The 16,892-nt window shown below is 57.5% G+C and carries 19 protein-coding genes and 1 pseudogene; 14 read left to right on the forward strand and 6 right to left on the reverse strand.

Translation table 11 applies throughout. The features are described from left to right. The first annotated feature begins 37 nt into the window (after window positions 1-37). A complete protein-coding gene (locus tag ACN0TA_RS00350; protein WP_417578659.1) occupies window positions 38-529 on the forward strand; it encodes an MmcB family DNA repair protein in 492 nt (163 codons plus the stop codon). Here the strand turns inward: ACN0TA_RS00350 and ACN0TA_RS00355 are convergent. Then, on the reverse strand, window positions 521-1,315 hold the full coding sequence (locus tag ACN0TA_RS00355) for a YbaY family lipoprotein (protein WP_417578661.1): 795 nt from the start codon (window positions 1,313-1,315) through the stop codon (window positions 521-523). The two genes, ACN0TA_RS00350 and ACN0TA_RS00355, sit on opposite strands and share 9 nt — an antisense overlap. 354 nt (window positions 1,316-1,669) lie before the next feature. Here ACN0TA_RS00355 and ACN0TA_RS00360 point away from each other — a divergent pair, with 354 nt between their 5' ends. From ACN0TA_RS00360 to ACN0TA_RS00400, 9 genes and pseudogenes are all read left to right on the forward strand, one after another. Next, window positions 1,670-2,578: a ribokinase gene (locus tag ACN0TA_RS00360; protein ID WP_417578663.1), complete on the forward strand. Its 909-nt coding sequence runs from the start codon at window positions 1,670-1,672 to the stop codon at window positions 2,576-2,578. Further along, window positions 2,575-3,789: a class I SAM-dependent RNA methyltransferase gene (locus tag ACN0TA_RS00365; protein ID WP_417578665.1), complete on the forward strand. Its 1,215-nt coding sequence runs from the start codon at window positions 2,575-2,577 to the stop codon at window positions 3,787-3,789. Before ACN0TA_RS00360 ends, ACN0TA_RS00365 begins: the two co-directional genes overlap by 4 nt. A 277-nt stretch (window positions 3,790-4,066) precedes the next feature. Continuing rightward, window positions 4,067-5,395 (forward strand): sn-glycerol-3-phosphate ABC transporter substrate-binding protein UgpB, encoded by a 1,329-nt coding sequence (ugpB, locus tag ACN0TA_RS00370; protein WP_417578667.1) that lies wholly within the window; start codon window positions 4,067-4,069, stop codon window positions 5,393-5,395. A gap of 111 nt (window positions 5,396-5,506) precedes the next feature. After that, a complete protein-coding gene (gene ugpA, locus ACN0TA_RS00375) occupies window positions 5,507-6,391 on the forward strand; it encodes a sn-glycerol-3-phosphate ABC transporter permease UgpA (protein ID WP_417578669.1) in 885 nt (294 codons plus the stop codon). Between the two features lie 13 nt (window positions 6,392-6,404). Further along, complete coding sequence (gene ugpE, locus ACN0TA_RS00380) at window positions 6,405-7,253, forward strand: sn-glycerol-3-phosphate ABC transporter permease UgpE (RefSeq protein WP_417578671.1); 849 nt, start codon at window positions 6,405-6,407, stop codon at window positions 7,251-7,253. A gap of 5 nt (window positions 7,254-7,258) precedes the next feature. Further along, a complete protein-coding gene (locus ACN0TA_RS00385; RefSeq protein ID WP_417578673.1) occupies window positions 7,259-8,311 on the forward strand; it encodes a sn-glycerol-3-phosphate import ATP-binding protein UgpC in 1,053 nt (350 codons plus the stop codon). A 79-nt stretch (window positions 8,312-8,390) separates the two neighbouring features. Further along, window positions 8,391-9,017: a DUF4893 domain-containing protein gene (locus tag ACN0TA_RS00390; RefSeq protein ID WP_417578675.1), complete on the forward strand. Its 627-nt coding sequence runs from the start codon at window positions 8,391-8,393 to the stop codon at window positions 9,015-9,017. A 25-nt stretch (window positions 9,018-9,042) separates the two neighbouring features. Beyond that, entirely contained in the window at window positions 9,043-9,396 is a 354-nt protein-coding gene (locus ACN0TA_RS00395) for a hypothetical protein (RefSeq protein WP_417578677.1), read from the forward strand. Window positions 9,397-9,459: 63 nt separating this feature from the next. Beyond that, window positions 9,460-10,000 (forward strand): annotated as a pseudogene (locus ACN0TA_RS00400) (ABC transporter ATP-binding protein); the annotation flags it as partial. A 168-nt stretch (window positions 10,001-10,168) separates the two neighbouring features. Here the strand turns inward: ACN0TA_RS00400 and ACN0TA_RS00405 are convergent. Next, a complete protein-coding gene (locus ACN0TA_RS00405; protein ID WP_417578679.1) occupies window positions 10,169-10,600 on the reverse strand; it encodes an Lrp/AsnC family transcriptional regulator in 432 nt (143 codons plus the stop codon). Between the two features lie 171 nt (window positions 10,601-10,771). On the opposite strand from ACN0TA_RS00405, the gene ACN0TA_RS00410 reads away from it, so the two are divergent. Further along, on the forward strand, window positions 10,772-11,872 hold the full coding sequence (locus tag ACN0TA_RS00410; RefSeq protein WP_417578681.1) for a saccharopine dehydrogenase C-terminal domain-containing protein: 1,101 nt from the start codon (window positions 10,772-10,774) through the stop codon (window positions 11,870-11,872). 281 nt (window positions 11,873-12,153) lie between these two features. Here ACN0TA_RS00410 and ACN0TA_RS00415 read toward each other — a convergent pair whose 3' ends face one another. From ACN0TA_RS00415 to ACN0TA_RS00425, 3 genes are all read right to left on the reverse strand, one after another. Continuing rightward, window positions 12,154-12,831, reverse strand: coding sequence for a class I SAM-dependent methyltransferase (locus ACN0TA_RS00415; RefSeq protein ID WP_417578683.1), 678 nt, complete (start codon window positions 12,829-12,831; stop codon window positions 12,154-12,156). A 181-nt stretch (window positions 12,832-13,012) separates the two neighbouring features. Then, window positions 13,013-13,327 (reverse strand): helix-turn-helix transcriptional regulator, encoded by a 315-nt coding sequence (locus tag ACN0TA_RS00420; RefSeq protein WP_417578685.1) that lies wholly within the window; start codon window positions 13,325-13,327, stop codon window positions 13,013-13,015. Between the two features lie 441 nt (window positions 13,328-13,768). Further along, window positions 13,769-14,497: a class I SAM-dependent DNA methyltransferase gene (locus tag ACN0TA_RS00425; protein WP_417578687.1), complete on the reverse strand. Its 729-nt coding sequence runs from the start codon at window positions 14,495-14,497 to the stop codon at window positions 13,769-13,771. Window positions 14,498-14,711: 214 nt separating this feature from the next. Here ACN0TA_RS00425 and ACN0TA_RS00430 point away from each other — a divergent pair, with 214 nt between their 5' ends. The 3 genes from ACN0TA_RS00430 (at window position 14,712) to ACN0TA_RS00440 (ending at window position 16,360) form a co-directional block, all read left to right on the forward strand. Beyond that, window positions 14,712-15,023 (forward strand): hypothetical protein, encoded by a 312-nt coding sequence (locus tag ACN0TA_RS00430; protein ID WP_417578689.1) that lies wholly within the window; start codon window positions 14,712-14,714, stop codon window positions 15,021-15,023. 114 nt (window positions 15,024-15,137) lie between these two features. Continuing rightward, the gene (locus tag ACN0TA_RS00435) at window positions 15,138-15,761 is read left to right on the forward strand and encodes a nitroreductase family protein (protein ID WP_417578691.1); all 624 of its coding nucleotides are present in this window, start codon (window positions 15,138-15,140) and stop codon (window positions 15,759-15,761) included. A gap of 107 nt (window positions 15,762-15,868) precedes the next feature. After that, window positions 15,869-16,360, forward strand: a complete 492-nt coding sequence (locus tag ACN0TA_RS00440; RefSeq protein ID WP_417578693.1) for a GNAT family N-acetyltransferase — start codon at window positions 15,869-15,871, stop codon at window positions 16,358-16,360. Between the two features lie 41 nt (window positions 16,361-16,401). On the opposite strand, the gene ACN0TA_RS00445 is transcribed toward ACN0TA_RS00440, so the two are convergent. After that, on the reverse strand, window positions 16,402-16,857 hold the full coding sequence (locus tag ACN0TA_RS00445; protein ID WP_417578695.1) for an Lrp/AsnC family transcriptional regulator: 456 nt from the start codon (window positions 16,855-16,857) through the stop codon (window positions 16,402-16,404). Window positions 16,858-16,892 lie beyond the last annotated feature (35 nt).

A 16,892-nucleotide genomic window follows, 5' to 3' on the forward strand; every position in this document is an offset into this window, starting at 1 on the left:
ACTGGTCATGGCGACGTGGAGATTATAAAATGTGAACATGAACCAGAGCGAATCCAGCGCCGCCCCTCAGATCGTCGATGGTCGGCAATCGCCGACAGCGCTGCGGGTGCAACGCGGAGTCATGCGTTTTCTTCGCTCCGTACACGACATGACATGCCTTGCGGAGGTTCCGCTTTCAAACGGGCGCCGTGCCGATGTTATCGCGCTGGGTAGCAAAGGCGAAATCTGGATCGTGGAAATCAAATCCAGCCTTATGGATTACAAGGTCGATGCCAAATGGCCAAACTACAAGGATTTCTGCGACAGGTTCTTTTTCTGCAAGCCGCCGGAACTGGATGGAGACATTTTTCCTGCCGATGAGGGCCTGATGACCGCCGACGGCCATTGGGGCGAAATTCTGCGCCCGGCACAGCACGCACCGCTTCCCAGTGCGCGACGTAAGGCAATGCTGCTCAAGCTTGCACGACTCGGCGCCGATAGGGTCCATGTGCTGATGGACCCCGAAACGCGCCGCGACGACTCATTCTGAAGTGTGAGCCGTAAGGGCAACAAGCACCTTGCCGTCCTGGTCGACGAGCGTGAGAACCCCGTCCTCTATCCCATAGCCTGACACTATACTCAACGCGTCAAAGTAGGCGCGTTCCTGGCTCATTTTTGCGTCATCGCAAGCCATCATCGTTGAAAACACGTTCGAAATGATCAAGCTGCCTTCGCCTTGAGAAGCGATGGTACCGCCATAAGAGTTGCATCCACCAACGCCGCCCAATGATGCCTCTGTATCGCTAAAATGCAGCGTCGTTTCAAAGTCGGTCGACGCAGGCTGATCGCCCAGCATCGTCAGCACCCAACTGGTACCCAACAAGTCAAAATCCACAGGCGCTTCGTCGAGTTCATCGTCCGCGCTCGGCTGACTGCTACGCGCACTGACGAGCGGCACCGAGACTACCTCGGTCTGTGCCAGAGGATCGACAGAAATGCGCGTATCGTTGATAAACCAGAGTTCGCCATCCACTTCGATTCGCGCAGAAATAGCGTACGAATTCCCTTTGACGATCGCGTCGGAATCAAAATCAACAACGAAGCCGATAGGCACTTGCCCTGCGGGATCTATAATGTCCTGCCCGATGGTGACCGCGGGCGCATCGGCAAGCGAAACATCCACCAGCGCGACGGTGGCCACTGCGTTTTCCGGAAGCGCTATGCGTTCGCGATATGCGATGTCACCGGTGATGGTCAGGCCATCCCCGAAGGCAGATGCTGTCATTAGGATTGTGGTGAGCGCTGCAAGCGCCACAGGCTTTGAAATAGACGTCATCGTTCAAATCTCCTTGGGGCTCTAAAATTCTCGATGCGCACCTTTTCGGCTCTCGGGGCTGAACGGGGACTGAACGTAACGGACCCCAACCATATCGATTGGCAAAGATGGCTGGTTGAGGCGCGATCGATGTGTTGAAACATACAATGCATATCAGCATGATTGAGCGTTGTGAGGTGAGACCTCCCTGGGCTCCTACTCTTTGAATTAGAATTTTGCCCGCAATTTCCGCCGTGAAGTGCACAGTTCGGGCCATACTCTGGCGGATCGCTGGGACCGTGTGACGAAATCGTTTGAGTTCGATGCTTTTCATCTGGCACAAGGAGAAAAAACACGCCCCGGAGGATAGATGTCGTGATCGTTGTATTCGGCTCCATTAACATCGACCTGATTGGTCACGCTCCGACACTTATGCGGCCAGGCGAAACCGTACTGGGCACGAGCCTTGAATTTTCGCCGGGCGGCAAAGGTGGCAATCAGGCGCTTGCGGCCAGCCGGGCAGGTGCTGCGGTCAAGATGGTGGGGTGTGTTGGTGGTGACGACTTCGCAACGCGCGCGCTTTCATTATTGAGCGAGGCCGAAATCGACCTGTCCGGTGTGAGGCGCATGGACCGGCATACAGGAACAGCTCTGATCATCGTCGACGACGCGGGGGAAAACATGATTACCGTCCTGCCCGGCGCCAATTCACGGCTGACGGCAGCAGCGCTGGAACAGGCGGGTATCGATCAGGGCGACTACCTGCTGCTGCAGCTCGAAACACCAATGGAAGGCGTGCTCGCAGCTGCGGCGCTGGCGCGGGCAAACGGCGCGAAGGTTGTCCTCAATCTCGCGCCATTCATGGATTTCGATCTGAGGCTTCTGGATAATGTCGACGTGCTCGTGGTCAACGAAACCGAGTTGGCTGGTGTGCTCAAAATGCTCGACGCTCCCGAATTCGATGAAACCACCTCCGTGTCTTGGCTCTCGGAGAAATTCGGCAACACCGTTGTGGCGACGCTCGGTTCGCGCGGCGCCGTGGCTGTTGCCGCGGGCGCTGTGACCAGCGTTCCATCACTCAAGATCAAACCGATCGATACTGTTGGCGCCGGAGACACCTTTGTAGGCTATCTCGCCGCGGGCCTTGCCGATGGGCTCGCGCTGTCCCTGGCCATGGAAACGGCTTCGGTCGCAGCGGGAATTGCTTGTCTAACGGCCGGCGCCCAGCCATCCATTCCCGAGCGAAGCTCCGTTCAGGACCGTCTTACCGCCGGCACACAATGAAATCGACACAAACCCTCACCATCGACCGGCTCGGCCATCGCGGTGAGGGCGTTGCAATCCTTGAGGGCAAGCCGGTTTTTGTTGCTCTGACCCTGCAAGGCGAAACCGTCATTGCCGAAATCGAGGGCGATCGCGGGCAGCTCGTTGATGTTGTCAATCCCAGCGCCTTTAGACGCCGGCCCTTTTGCCCCCATTACGGAGCGTGCGGTGGCTGCCAGCTCCAGCACCTCAAACCTGATGGGTACCACCAATTTAAACGAAATCGTGTGGTTGAGGCGCTTTCGCGCGCCGACATTGTGGCAGAGGTCAACGACGCTGTTTCGGCGCACGGCATCGGCCGACGCCGGGCCACCTTGCATGCCACGCAATCGGCTGCCGGATTTATGGCGCTGCGCAGCCGCAACGTTCATGATCTCGACGCCTGTCCTATTCTGGTGCCTGACCTAGCGCATGCTACCGATATAGCGCGTGCGATCGCAGCTGCGGTTGGACCGTGTGACGTGAGCTTTACCGCAAGTGACATGGGTCTTGATGTTGCTGTCCGAGCCAAGGGCGTAAAACCGGGCGCACGACTAGTGGCTGTCGCGCAGCACTTCGATCTGGCGCGACTCTCGCTCAATGGCGAAGCTCTGATCCTACTGCGCCCGCCGATGGCAACGATCGGCCGGTCCTCAGTGCCGCTGCCGGTTTCAAGTTTCCTGCAGGCGACCAGCCAAGCCGAAAAGACGCTTGCAAAACTCGTGGCTGATGCCGTCAAGGGTGCGAGAAATGTGGCCGACCTTTTTTGCGGCGTCGGGCCCTTTGCCCTAAGACTTGCCGCCCGCGCTCCTGTCTTTGCAGCCGATTCAGATGGCCCGGCAATTTCCGCGTTGAACGCGGCCAAGCGAACCACGAAAGGGCTAAAGCCAATTATTGCCGAACGGCGCGATTTGTTCCGGGAACCACTTGGCGCGTTCGAACTCAACAGGTTCGATGCTGTCGTTCTCAATCCCCCACGGGCCGGAGCCAGGGCTCAGGCCGAAGAACTTGCAAAGTCAAATGTTGCAACGATTGCCTATGTCAGTTGTGATCCGCAGAGTTTTGCCCGCGACGCCGGCGTCCTGATCGCTGGCGGTTATGCCATTGGGCCGGTTACGCCGGTCGACCAGTTCGCCTACTCAGCCCATGTCGAGGTATTTGCCATTTTCAGGAAGACAGCGGCAAAACGCTGAACTGGGTTGCCATTCATGACGATAGTGTCACAATGTCGCAGTCACTCACGCAAAAATGCGGAGTGTTCGGCCACATGATCGTGGCGTGAGGAGGAGGCCAGAGGAGGCATCGCGAGCTTGCCGTTAAGCCCTATGCCATGCGTATCGGGGTTTTCCACTGTCATGCAATCATCACGATTCCGTCACCTGAGCTTTGCACGCCCGGTCTAGGCATCACGCCCATGGTTTTGTGCCATCGGCCGGATGCGGTCGCAATGACATTGATCGGGAGAACATCATGTTCAAGACAGTTTTGGCCAGCGGCACCGCCGGTGTGGCCCTCTTCCTGGGAGCCTCGTCGGCATTTGCCCAGACTGAGATTTCCTTCTGGCATTCGATGGGCGGCGAACTGGGCGAGCGCGTTGCCGCTATCGCCGAAGACTTCAACGCGTCGCAGGATGAGTATGCAGTCAATGCCTCGTATCGCGGCGAATATGAAGAGACAATGGTTAATGCCATCGCCGCTTTCCGCGCCGGTGAACAGCCCACCATCGTCCAGATTTACGAAGTCGGCACCGGTACAATGATGGCAGCCCAGGGCGCTGTTTATCCCGTTTACGAATTGATGGAAACTCACGGCAACAATTTTGACCCATCGGTCTATTTGCCCGTCGTCACAGGGTATTATACCGACACGAGCGGCAACATGCTCTCGATGCCGTTCAACTCCTCCACCCCTATCCTTTATTACAATAAAGACGTATTCGAAGCTGCGGGCCTCGATCCTGAAACGTCTCCGACAACTTGGGCTCAGGCAGAAGAGTTTTCGCGCCAGATCATTGAGTCGGGCGCTGCAAGCTGCGGCATGGCCATCACATATACTGCAACGTGGATCGGCTCGGAAAATCTCTCGGCGCTGCACAACGTATCCTACGGCACTCTGGAAAACGGGTTTGGCGGCCTGGACACTGAATTTTCCTTCAACAACGAGCTCGTTGCTCGTTTCTGGGATGATTTGGCCCGCTGGCAGGATGACGGCATCTTCGTCTATGGCGGCCCAGCCGGCGGCTCAGACAATGCTCCGGCATTTTATTCTGGCGAATGTGCCATCTACATGGGGTCCTCGGCATCCCGCGCCGGTGTCGTCGCCAATGCCGACTTCGAGGTCGGTTATGGCATGCTTCCCTATTATGATGATGTAGAAGGTGCTCCGCAGAACTCGATCATTGGTGGTGCAACGCTTTGGGTTCTCGCTGGCCATGATGAAGCAGAGTACCAGGCAACGGCAGCCTTCCTCGATTATCTGTCTTCCGCCGAAGTTCAGGCGGAATGGCACCAGGGTACCGGCTATCTGCCGATCACCCAAGCCGCTTTCGAGCTGAGCCAGGAGCAGGGCTACTACGAAGAGAACCCCGGCGCCGACACTGCTATCGAACAGATCAACCTCAATGCTCCGACCGAGAACTCCAAGGGCCTGCGCTTCGGCAACATGCCCCAGGTTCGCATGGTCATGGACGAGGAACTGCAGTCTGTTCTCGCTGGCGAGAAAACCGGCCAGGAAGCTCTGGATTCCGCCGCCGAACGCGCTAACCAGATCCTGCGTGATTTCCAGGCCGCCAATTCCTAAGCGGTTCTGACATCAAGCAATCTGGCCCCGGCTTTTCCGGCCGGGGCCTCTCGCTTCAAAACGGTCCAGTGCAAGAAGACCGGCGAATGGCACAATTTCCAGGGGTGTTGAATGCAGACCAAGCGGTCGATCTTCACAAATCGTTGGCTTCCCTACGCGCTCCTTGCACCTCAGCTGGCCATCACCGCGATATTCTTTCTCTGGCCAGCCAGCCAGGCTGTCAAATCGAGCTTCGAACGCGAGGATCCATTCGGCTTCCGCACGACGTTTGTCTGGTTGGAAAATTACACCCGTATTCTTTCCGATCCCAGCTATCTTAACGCGCTTGGTCGCACCGCTGTGTTCGCCGTTTCGGTCACAGTGCTTTCCATGGGACTGGCACTGCTCATGGCGGTCTGCGTGGACCGCGTACTGCGCACCGCCAGAGCCTACACGACCCTGTTGGTCTGGCCCTATGCCGTCGCCCCGGTTGTGGCCGGCGTACTCTGGTGGTTTCTTTTCAACCCTACGATAGGACTGCTCCCGTATGTACTCGACTGGTTCGGCATCGACTGGAACCATCGCGTCAACGGTACCCAGGCCATGACGTTGATTACCATCGCGGCTGCATGGAAGCAGATATCGTACAATTTCCTGTTCTTTCTTGCCGGGCTGCAATCAATCCCCGCATCGTTGTCTGAAGCTGCCTCGATCGATGGCGCCGGACCCTTCAAGCGATTCTGGACGATCGTGTTCCCGCTGCTCTCGCCCACAACGTTTTTCCTGCTGATCATCAATATCAATTACGTGATGTTTGAGACCTTCGGGGTCATTGATGCCACGACCGAGGGCGGGCCCGGCCAAGCAACAATGACGCTGGTCTACAAGGTCTATACCGATGGCGTGGCTGGGCTCAATATCGGTTCTTCCTCGGCCCAATCGGTACTTTTGATGGCCATAGTGATCATCCTCACCTTCATCCAGTTCCGCTACGTGGAACGCCGGGTCAACTACTAGGAAGGACCCAGACATGGTTGAAAACAGGCCCTGGCTCGATTTCCTCACTCATCTCATTCTCATCGTCGGCGTACTGATTGTCGCGTTTCCGGTCTATGTCGCTTTCATTGCGTCCACCCACGAACCCACGACCTTCATTCGTGGCGTCATGCCGCTTCTGCCGGGCGACAATATGGGCGCTACATATTCGCAGATGCTCGGCTCGGGGCTGGAAGTGGCTGGCACACCGCCGGTGTGGTTGATGCTAGGCAACTCGTTCTGGATGGCAATGATCATTGCCGTGGGCAAGATCTCAATTTCTATAACGTCGGCCTTTGCCATCGTTTATTTCCGCTTCCCGTTCCGGATGCTGGCCTTCTGGATGATTTTTGTCACCCTGATGCTCCCTGTGGAAGTACGCATCATCCCGACCTTCGCTGTTGTCGCCAATCTGGGATTGCTCAATTCCTATGCCGGTCTGACCTTGCCTCTCATCGCTTCTGCAACCGCTACCTTCCTGTTCCGCCAGTTCTTCATGACCGTGCCGGAGGAATTGATGGAGGCGGCGCGCGTCGATGGCGCAGGACCGATGAAGTTCTTCAAGGACATCCTGATCCCCGTTTCGATTACCAACATCGCCGCTTTGTTCGTGATCATGTTCATCTACGGCTGGGTGCAATATCTCTGGCCCTTGCTCATCACCACCCAAGAGCAATTTTATACGATCGTGATGGGCATCAAGCGGCTGATGGCCAATACCGACAGAGAACCTGCCTGGAACCTCGTCATGGCAACAGTGATGCTCGCCATGGTTCCGCCTGTACTCGTCGTCCTCCTCTTGCAGCGCCTGTTCATTAAGGGCCTCGTCGAAACCGAGAAATAACACCAATGGCTACAATCGAAATCTCCGGCGTCCGCAAAGTCTATCCCGGCAATGTCGAGGCGATCAAAGGCATCAACCTCTCGATAGACGACGGCGAGCTCGTGGTGCTCGTCGGCCCCTCCGGCTGCGGGAAGTCGACCTTGCTGCGCATGCTGGCCGGGCTCGAATCCATCACCTCGGGAGAAGTGCGGATCGGCGACACTGTCGTTAACGCCCTCGAGCCCGCCCAGCGCGACATTGCAATGGTCTTCCAGAATTACGCGCTCTACCCGCATATGAGCGTGCGCGGAAATCTTGAATACGGATTGAAAAACCGCAGGACGCCTAGGACCGAAATCGACGAACGCGTCAATGAAGCCGCGCGTATTCTCGAGATTGAGGCCTTTCTCGACCGTAAGCCGCGTCAGCTTTCCGGCGGGCAACGCCAACGTGTCGCAATGGGGCGAGCCATCGTGCGCAAGCCCAAAGCATTCCTGTTCGATGAGCCATTGTCAAACCTCGATGCCAAACTCCGTGGGCAGATGCGAGTTGAGATTCGCAGGTTGCAGCGTAGCCTGGGCACCACATCGGTCTATGTCACCCACGATCAGCTTGAGGCAATGACGCTGGCCGACAAGCTCGTTGTGATGAACAGCGGTATCATTGAGCAGGTCGGAAAACCGCTCGAGATCTATGCCAATCCCGCGTCGGTATTCGTTGCCGGATTCATGGGTTCACCGGGCATGAACCTTCTTGAGACCCAGGCGCTTGCGCGTGTCGCAGGAGGGCTACCAGAACATGTTTCATCTCAATGCGGAACGATCGGTATACGACCAGAGGACATTTCGCTTGCAGCTCCTGCAGAACCCCACCTTAAGATCGACGTCATCGTGGACGCTGTTGAACTGGTCGGCTCAGAAAGTCTCGTTTACGCTCATGCCGAAGGCATCGACAAGGAACTGGTTTTGCGCACGCAGGGCATTCACCCCGGAGAGCACGACGACAAGCTCTCGATCTTTGTCCAGCACGCACATTTGCATTGCTTTGATGCCGGTACAGGACGGAAAATCACACAATAGCGGTTTGGTGCCATATTCGTGCATTGGGGCATTTTGAGAGTACTTCCCGCGCGTTTCCTATGTTGATGGGAGAGCCAGCATGAAGCACTTTGCCGTAGCGCTGCTCGCTGTGATGTTCAGTGTGTCTGCGTTTGCTCAGACTCCCGATCCCGATCGCTATGCAAAGTCGCTGTTTGAACGGCTCCATCCTGCCGATCAATCTCTTGCTCAGGGCTGGAAAGCCGGACTTGCCGCCCGGCTCGACCAGCTCAAACTCAATAGCGATGACCAAGAAACGATCGATGCCATTCCACAATTCGAGCAGCTGATCGCAGCTGAGTACCTGCCATTCTCAATTGGCGCCCTCGAAGGCACTTGGCGCATGCGCTCCTTGCAGGCAAATGGTCTGGGTGCCTTCATCTACCCGTACTTTCCAGCCAGCATTTATCTTGAGGGCGAAACGCTTGTGTTCGACAAGAATTCAGGCAGCCAGCGCCACAGAGGTCTGTTGGCCCAACTGGATAATGAAACAGTTATCTTTGTCGGCGCGCTCTATTATGGCTACGAAGCACCGCGCGTATATTCAGCCCTGTCAGATGGCGGGGCCACCGAGGAGCAGCGCGCGTTCGACGCTGTTGCGGAAATTTACAAGATCGCCGAGGATCACTTCCTCATGGCGTTCGGCAACTCCGACGACCGCTACCGGCTTTACGAAATCCGGAAATAGCCTTTGTTACAACAGGATAACTCTATTGGCGCGCCTGATTTTTCTAGCCGCAGCAGGTCTGTCGTTGGTCAATGCTCTCCTGGTCATGGGAAGCGCTCTCGTCATGACCAGCGGAAATGTGCTGGTCGTTAGTGCAGTTGTCGCGTTGATATTTGCTGCAATAGCGCTCCATATTTTTATGGTCAGTCGTTATTTGACGAGAGTTCACCAGCTTACGCGTATCGAAGTCCCAGCCCCCCAAAACACTCAATTGAGAGCGGCACTCGGCAAGCTGAGCTTGTGGCTAAGCTTTGCCGCGCTGGCGACTGGTCTTGTCATGGCAGGCGCGCTGACCGGTATTGTGCAGCGTTTGGGCACGGGAACTGCTGTTTTCGGCTGAAAAGGGCCGAATCCCTTACTGGCTTGGCTCTGACACGGCGCCATCTGATACGAGCCCAAAAGGGGCCAGTCGACTTTGCTGCGGATGATCGCCGGACTTGAAGAAATCAATGCCGGTGATCTTTATATCGAAGGCAATCGCTCAAACGACATTGCGCCGGCAATGCGCGGCATCGCCATGGTCTTCCAAGCCTATGCAGTGCATCCGCACATGACGGTATTCGATAATCTCGGATACAGTTTGCGCGTCGCTCGCACCGACAAGGCGACGATTGAAAACGAGGCATAGCCGCGGCAGAAATGCTTCAACTGACGCCCTATCTGCGGCGCTATCCGCGCGAATTGTCAGGCGGGCAGCGTCAGCGCGTTGCAATTGGCCGCGCCATTGTGCGCGAAGCGCGGGTTTTCCTGTTCGATGAGCCGCTGTCCAACCTTGATGCTGCCCTGCGTGTGGCGACGCCTGTTGAATTGGCCAAGCTCAAGGAGGCTTGCCGGATACAACAATGATTTATGTCACCCACGACCAGGTGGAAGCCATGACGCTGGCAGATCGCATTGTGGTGTTGAATGGCGGGCAGATCGAGCAGATCGGAGCGCCGGTTGAGAAAAGGCGAGAAAATTAGCCTGACAGCCAAGACTTCAGACCTCCATTGCTTCGACAGCAAGGACATGGCCATTGGACGCGGACAGCCAATCAATGCCTAGCTGCGGGGTGTGCGCAGGCGTGGCGGGCTCTTTCTGGCACACAAGCTTTTGCAAGTTTATATAATGACTTAGCGGTCGATGCGCGTCGACAAAACGATCGATGACAGTGTGCGCTCGACCCCGTCCAGGGCGCCGATCTTGTCGATGACTGTATCGAGTTCGGCGACTGAGGGGGCTTCGACGATGACGATCATGTCGAAGCTGCCCGAGACCGAGTGGACGGTGCGGACTTCAATCAGATCATCGAGGAATCTGAAGACCTTAGGCGCAAGTTTGGGGGCCACGGTGACCATGAGATGGGCGCGAATCTGTCCAGCGAGATAGTCGTAGGAGAGCTTGACAGCATAGCCGGCAATCGTGCCGTTCCGCTCAAGCTTTTCCAGCCGCGACTGAGCCGTACTCCTTGATATTCCTAGCTTTCTTGCAATCTCGGCCACCGGCGTACGGGCGTTTTCGCGCAGCAGGGCGATGAGTTGGCGGTCGGCGTTAATTTTCGTCATTATGGCGTAAATTTTCGTCTATTTGAGTAGATGAAGGCATAATTGTGCCTGAACGCAGGCTGCTAATCAACGATACTTCATGGCATCATCTTAAACAATGGCGCCAAATGCTATGGAGTTGAGCGTTCGGCGCCCCAACATTTGTGATCTTTGACCAAGAGGGGTTTTGGGATGAAAGAGATCGTTGTCATCGGCGCCGGACGCATTGGCGCAACCATTGCGGACATGCTGAGCCAGAGCGGGGATTATTCCGTCACAGTCGTTGACCGTTCAGCCGAGGCGCTGGCGGCGCTCGACACTGACGCTGAAGTCAAAACCGCGCGCTGCGAAGTTGCCGAGCCCGGCGCCCTCGAGGACATCCTTACGGGAAAATTCGCAGTGCTCTCCGCGGCCCCCTATTCGCTGACCACACGGATTGCCGAAGCGGCAGCGGCTGCCAATGTCCATTACTTCGATTTGACCGAAGACGTGAAATCGACCCGCCGGGTCAAAGAGATCGCAGCGAACGCCCAGAGCGCCTTCATTCCCCAATGTGGTCTGGCGCCGGGGTTCATCGCCATCGCCGCAATGAGCCTGGCAAAGTCCTTCGACACGCTGGACGCCGTGAAGATGAAGGTGGGCGCGCTGCCCCAGTTCCCCACCAATGTGCTCAACTACGCACTGACCTGGTCGCCCGAAGGCGTCATCAACGAATATTGCGAACCGTGCGAAGCCATCGTTGATGGCGAGATGGCCGAGATCGCTCCGCTCGAAGATATCGAAACGCTCACAATCGATGGTGTCGCTTATGAAGCGTTCAACACCTCGGGCGGGCTCGGTTCGACTCCGGCGAAACTCTTGGGCAAGGTCAACTCGCTCAACTACCGCACCATCCGGTATCCGGGCCACGCGCGGATCATGAAACTGTTGCTCAACGATTTGAATCTCAAGGCGCGCCGCGATCTGGCGCTGGACATTTTCCGGCACGCGCTGACCACTACCAAGCAGGACATGGTGGTGATCCGTGTCGATGTGACGGGTACAAAGAACGGGCAACCCGCCCACGAGATTTTCGAGCGCACTGTGCTTTCAGGCTATGTGGGCAAAAAGGAACGCTCGGCAATCCAGATCACAACAGCTTCGGGCATCGCGACCGTGCTCGACATGCTGGCGGCAGGCGATCTGCCGCAAAAGGGTTTTGTGGCGCAAGAAGATATCGACCTTGACGTTTTTCTTGCCAACCGGTTCGGCAAGGCTTTTGCCGCAGATCAGAAGGCGCGCAAGGTCGCATAGCGGCACATCAGCTTAACAGAGGTGGGAAGTACAGCGGATTTCGGGCCAGCGCTGTGGATCTTTGCCGCGCCCAGGCTGCCCAGGTGCACACCGGAGCCAAGGTGCCCTGAAGCAATCTCTATTGGCCCGGCACGGCCGCTGGGTCCCGGATCACGTCCGGGACAGCGAGGGTGGGAGTATCTGCGGCTTTGGCCTGGCTGAATGGAAAACCTCTCACGGACCTGCGGGTTGAGGGCAGCTCTCTCCCCAAACAGAGATGTCATACGGCGTGTCCGGTGCTGTCAGGCGTAGCACACCCAGCCGCGGAAGCTCAGGCCGGCATAAAAGAGGGAGATATCGGTAAATCCTGCCGCCTCCAGCATGGCCTCGTCCTCCTTGGGGGCGAGGATGGAGAGTTTGGTGGCGATGGCGGCTCGGGCGGCTTCGTCTTGCGGGTCGCCACCGCCAAAGGCGATGTGGCGGCCAATCCATTGGCTGCGTTCGGGCTCGGTCTGGGGAAAGCTGATATGGGCGAGAACGAATGGTGCGCCGGGAACAAGGCGGCGCTTGATTGCCCCCAGTGTTGACAGCCGCCGGTCTTTGGCCACGAAATGCAGGGTCAAAAGACACACCGCACCATCGAACATTCCCTCAGGAGCGTCATCGATATACCCCTGATGCAAGGCGACACGGTTTCCGGAATCGCCGATTGTCCGATGGGCAGCAGCGAGCATTTCGGCTGAGGGATCCACGCCGTCAAAAACCCAGCCGGGATGGGCTTGGGCCAGCGCCCTTATTTCCAGACCACCGCCGGCCCCCAGCACCAAAATCCTTGCTGTTTCCGGCGCTCGCTCTGCCATAAGCTGCGCTGTCATTTTGTGCAGGCTATCGAACCCCGGCACCTTGCGCGGTGTGCCTTGAGCATAGTTTTGAGCATGGCTTGCATCAAAAGCGGAGTGAGAGAGGTCGCCGTTTTTCATGTAACTTTATATGTCACATTTATATTTGACCCGTCAAGCAATTGGACGGCGGATCTGGCTGCTGGCAGCCGGTTCCTTGCCGGGCAATGATGGAAGTGCGGCGCGTTTCCGCCCCATTGCGCTGCTCACAGGCTCAGACCACTCCCGAAAAGCGAACGAGAGCCGACACATCATTGGATCATCAAACCCACGCCGACGCGAATGATGTCGGGAGCTGGCACCCCCGAACGGTCTGCTTCTCTGCCGCAGATGAGAAGCTAGAGGGGCGATTGTAGCCGACAGCATAGGCGATCTGGGTGAGCGGATCATCGCATTCGGTGAGCAGCAAAAGTGCCTGTTGCATGCGCAGATCGCGAATATAGTCGTAGACTGACTGGCCCAGCATCCGACGAAAACCTGTGCACAGCGTGCTGCGGCTCAGTCCTGATTTGGCTGCCAGTTCTTCCAGCGAAGGCGGGGCTATGAAATTCCGCTCCAGGCAGCGCCGCGCCTTCAACACGCCTCCCGCCATGGACTTGGTGAACCGGGTCGACTGCAGGCAATCGCTTTTGTCGAAGCCCTCAAGAGCATGACAGAAGATTTCGATCGTTTTCGGCCGCAGAAGCGAACAACGCCGATGCCCCTCAAGCGGACAGGTTCGGAATCCGCCATACAGCGTAGCAGGTCTGCGCTCAGAGGCAGCGCCCAACCGTTTGTAGATTGCGCGCCCCCTTCACGGACGTCCTGCAGAAGACCCCATCGCCGAGACGGCAAACTTCGTATCGGTCAGCTTCAGGGGCGCTCCATTCCACTAGAAACGCACCTGACCGGCGGGGTGCCAGCCTGGTTCAGCTTCCCGCGTGCCTGCTACGGGCGGTGCTGGGCTGCCCGAAGCGGCTGGATCAGGATGGCGGTTTTCGCGTGTAACTGCGCCAGGCCGTCCGTCATTCTGGTTGCATCAGTGCTTTCGCCAAACGGATATATGGCTCTTGCTGAAGCGATCAAACGGCGACTTGTCCCAATCGCTCCAGCGGTGTTCCAGCTCCAGTCCGGCGAGTTTAGCCATGAGGTCGAGTTCAGACGGCCAGACATAGCGAAACGGAATTGTCAGCGACGTCGTCTGATCCCCACCCATCCACACGTGATTGGAGGTGTAGCGTTGTGTAACAATATCAATGTCGTCGATCCCCATATGCCCTGGTGAACAGGCAAAGGCAGACATTGTTTGCCCGAACGGCAACTTCTGAATCGGGGGCACCTGCGTTTCGATGAGGAAGCGACCTCCCCTCGACAAGTGTTCGGCGGCGTTTCGGAAGCACGCAGTCTGCGCCTCTTGCGTGGTCAAATTATCGATGGTGTTGAAGACAAGAAATACGAGTGAGAATTCTGCTTCTACTCGGGTTTGGGTCATATCGCCGATCGCCACCTCGATTGGATTGCCGGTCTCCTTCTTACGGAGTTCGGCCACCATGGCTTGCGAGAGTTCGATCCCGGCGACGCGACATCCGCGTTCGGACAGAGGCAACGCAATTCTGCCGGTTCCTATGGCAAACTCCAAAGCAGGCTTGCCCTGGGCCAAGTCATATAGCACCTCGACCGTCTGTTGAATCAGCCCCGGGTCGGTCCCGCCGTGATCCGCGTCGTAAGTCCTTGCCACGGATTGAGGAAAATAGCCGTCGTTGGTCATCGGATCACCAGGTACGAACACAACATCAAGAGATGCTACAAGGCTTGCATGTGTCGGTCGATATTTGCGCCTGCTTTCCCGTTTTCTGTCCAAATGCCGCCGGACCGATTTCCACCGCCAGTCCCCCTGCCGAAACAATCCAGACTTGATCGCGACGCGGCGAGGTGTCGGAATACGGGCCGGTTGTGCGTCTTGATTGGAAAGGAGAAGGGCCATGAAGATAACGCGGAGTGCGGACTGCAAGAACTCGCCAAAGAACGCTTTTGTTGAAGAACTTGTTATCGGACTTTTTACGGGCGCGAACCTGGCAACGCACCTGCAGGATGGTGCCGCGCTGCCCGGCGTGCCCGAAGGCGTGAGCGCTGTGGACATCACCCATGCCATCAGCCACGGAAAAATCGGGGCTGCCAACGGCACAATGACCGTGGGCGGGGTTCAGCAGCCCTTCGCCATCTTTATTGAGTTCAGCTCAACCAAGGCGACGCTTGTGAAGAGCCTATCGTTGTATTCGATCACCTCCAAATGACAATCGGCCCGCCATTCGTGGCTGAACATCGACCTGGGCAACATCTGGGGCTCTTTTCGGCGATGTTGGCGCCACGGGTTGCTTCTGGCAGGTCGATGATCATTATGCTGATTGATGACCGATCTTAGCCTCAATCAAGTTCTCACACGCCGTCGTACGGTTCGGGAATTCAGCGACGAGCACATTCCGCTCGACGCGCTCAAGAAACTGATGTGGGCAGCGCAAGGGATCACGTCTTCGGACGGCAAGAGGACCGCCCCATCGGCGCATGCGATCCATCCGCTTGACATGTACTGCCTTCCAAACCGCGTGGAGGGCCTTGCGCACAGCCTCTATCAACTCGATCGCAGCGATCGCAGCTTCAAACATGTCGATGCACCCGAGGATCTGCGCGAGCGGCTGAAGCGGGCCTGTGTCGATGCGCCATCATGGATCACCGATGCTGCGTGCATCGTTGCGGTTTGCGCGGACATGGTCACGCCAAGTCGTAAATTTGCCGACCAGAAGCCCTTCGGGGGCCGCGGCGCGCGATATGTGTATCTGGAGGCCGGAGCGGCGGCACAGAACCTGCACCTTCAAGCCGTGGCGGAGGGGCTTGGGTGTGTCTGGGTGGGGGGCTTCAACGATGAGGCGTGTGCCGACATACTCGGACTTCGCGCGCCCGTGACGCCGCTTATTCTGATCTGCGTGGGCTATCCCTTATCAGATGCGGACCAATCAGGCACATCGCCGACATAGGGGCTGGTGAGATGTCGTCTCGCGGGGGATCGCTTATCGCTCGGCGTCTGCAACGATGGATTTGCATCCGGGCTTCCTCTCGCCACGCTGACCGGTAAAGTGGGCATATGGACCCGGCAGAGTACGTTTTTCGTCCCGCTGCAATGAGCGATTTGCCTCGCCTTCGGGCATGGCAGAGCCATCCCCATGTTCGCAAGTGGTGGGGCAATGACGCGCCGTATGATCGGGAGGAATTGCTCGATGACCGGGTTTCAAGAATGATGGTGGCGCTGGGCGGGACGCCATTTGCGTACATGCAGGACTATACGGTCCATGGATGGGACGAACATCATTTCGCGCATCTGCCCGACGGATCGCGCGGGATCGACCAGTATATCGGCGACCCGGCGATGATCGGCCGGGGCCATGGCACAGCCTTTATCGGGCAGAGGATGCATCAATTGTTTGCAGCCGGCGCTCCGGTCATCGCCGTCGATCCCCATCCGACAAATACAAGAGCCATCGCTGTCTATGCCAAGCTCGGATTTACAATCACCGGGGGCGAACGGGAGACGCCCTGGGGCCTGATTGTCCCCATGGAAGCTCGACCGCCTCCATGATGGACCGCCATCCAGCGCCTCCGTGCGCTTGGGAAGCCGGATCAGGTGGCGCGTTCGTCTTTGGGTGAGCCCATGACGATATAGGACGTGATCGCGTGCACATGGGGGCGTGTGCCCAGAACTTCGGTGTGAAAACGCTTGTAGTCTGCGAGGTCGGCGCTTTCCACGCGCAACAGATATTCGAAAGAGCCGGCGATGTTGTGGCATTCGACGACTTCGGGCGCCAGCGCCATGGCGCGCTCGAACCCTTGCTGGGCATCCTTGGTGTGCGAGGACAGGCCGACGAGAACATAGGCCGCAAGCGCGCGGCCGGTCCGTTCGGGATCGGTTACGACCCGATAGCCCCTGATGACACCTGAGCGCTCGAGCTCCTGCACGCGGCGCAGGCAGGCCGAGGGGGAAAGGCTGACCCGTTCGGCCAGCTGCACATTGGTGATGCGTCCATCGTCGCGCAGCGCGCGCAATATTTTCTGATCAATCTGGTCGATACCGGTCATTAATTGTCCAATCGGGCGCTATCGAGCCACATTTG

The sequence above is a fragment of the Pelagibacterium sp. genome, assembly GCF_048264985.1.
GTDB lineage: Bacteria > Pseudomonadota > Alphaproteobacteria > Rhizobiales > Devosiaceae > Pelagibacterium.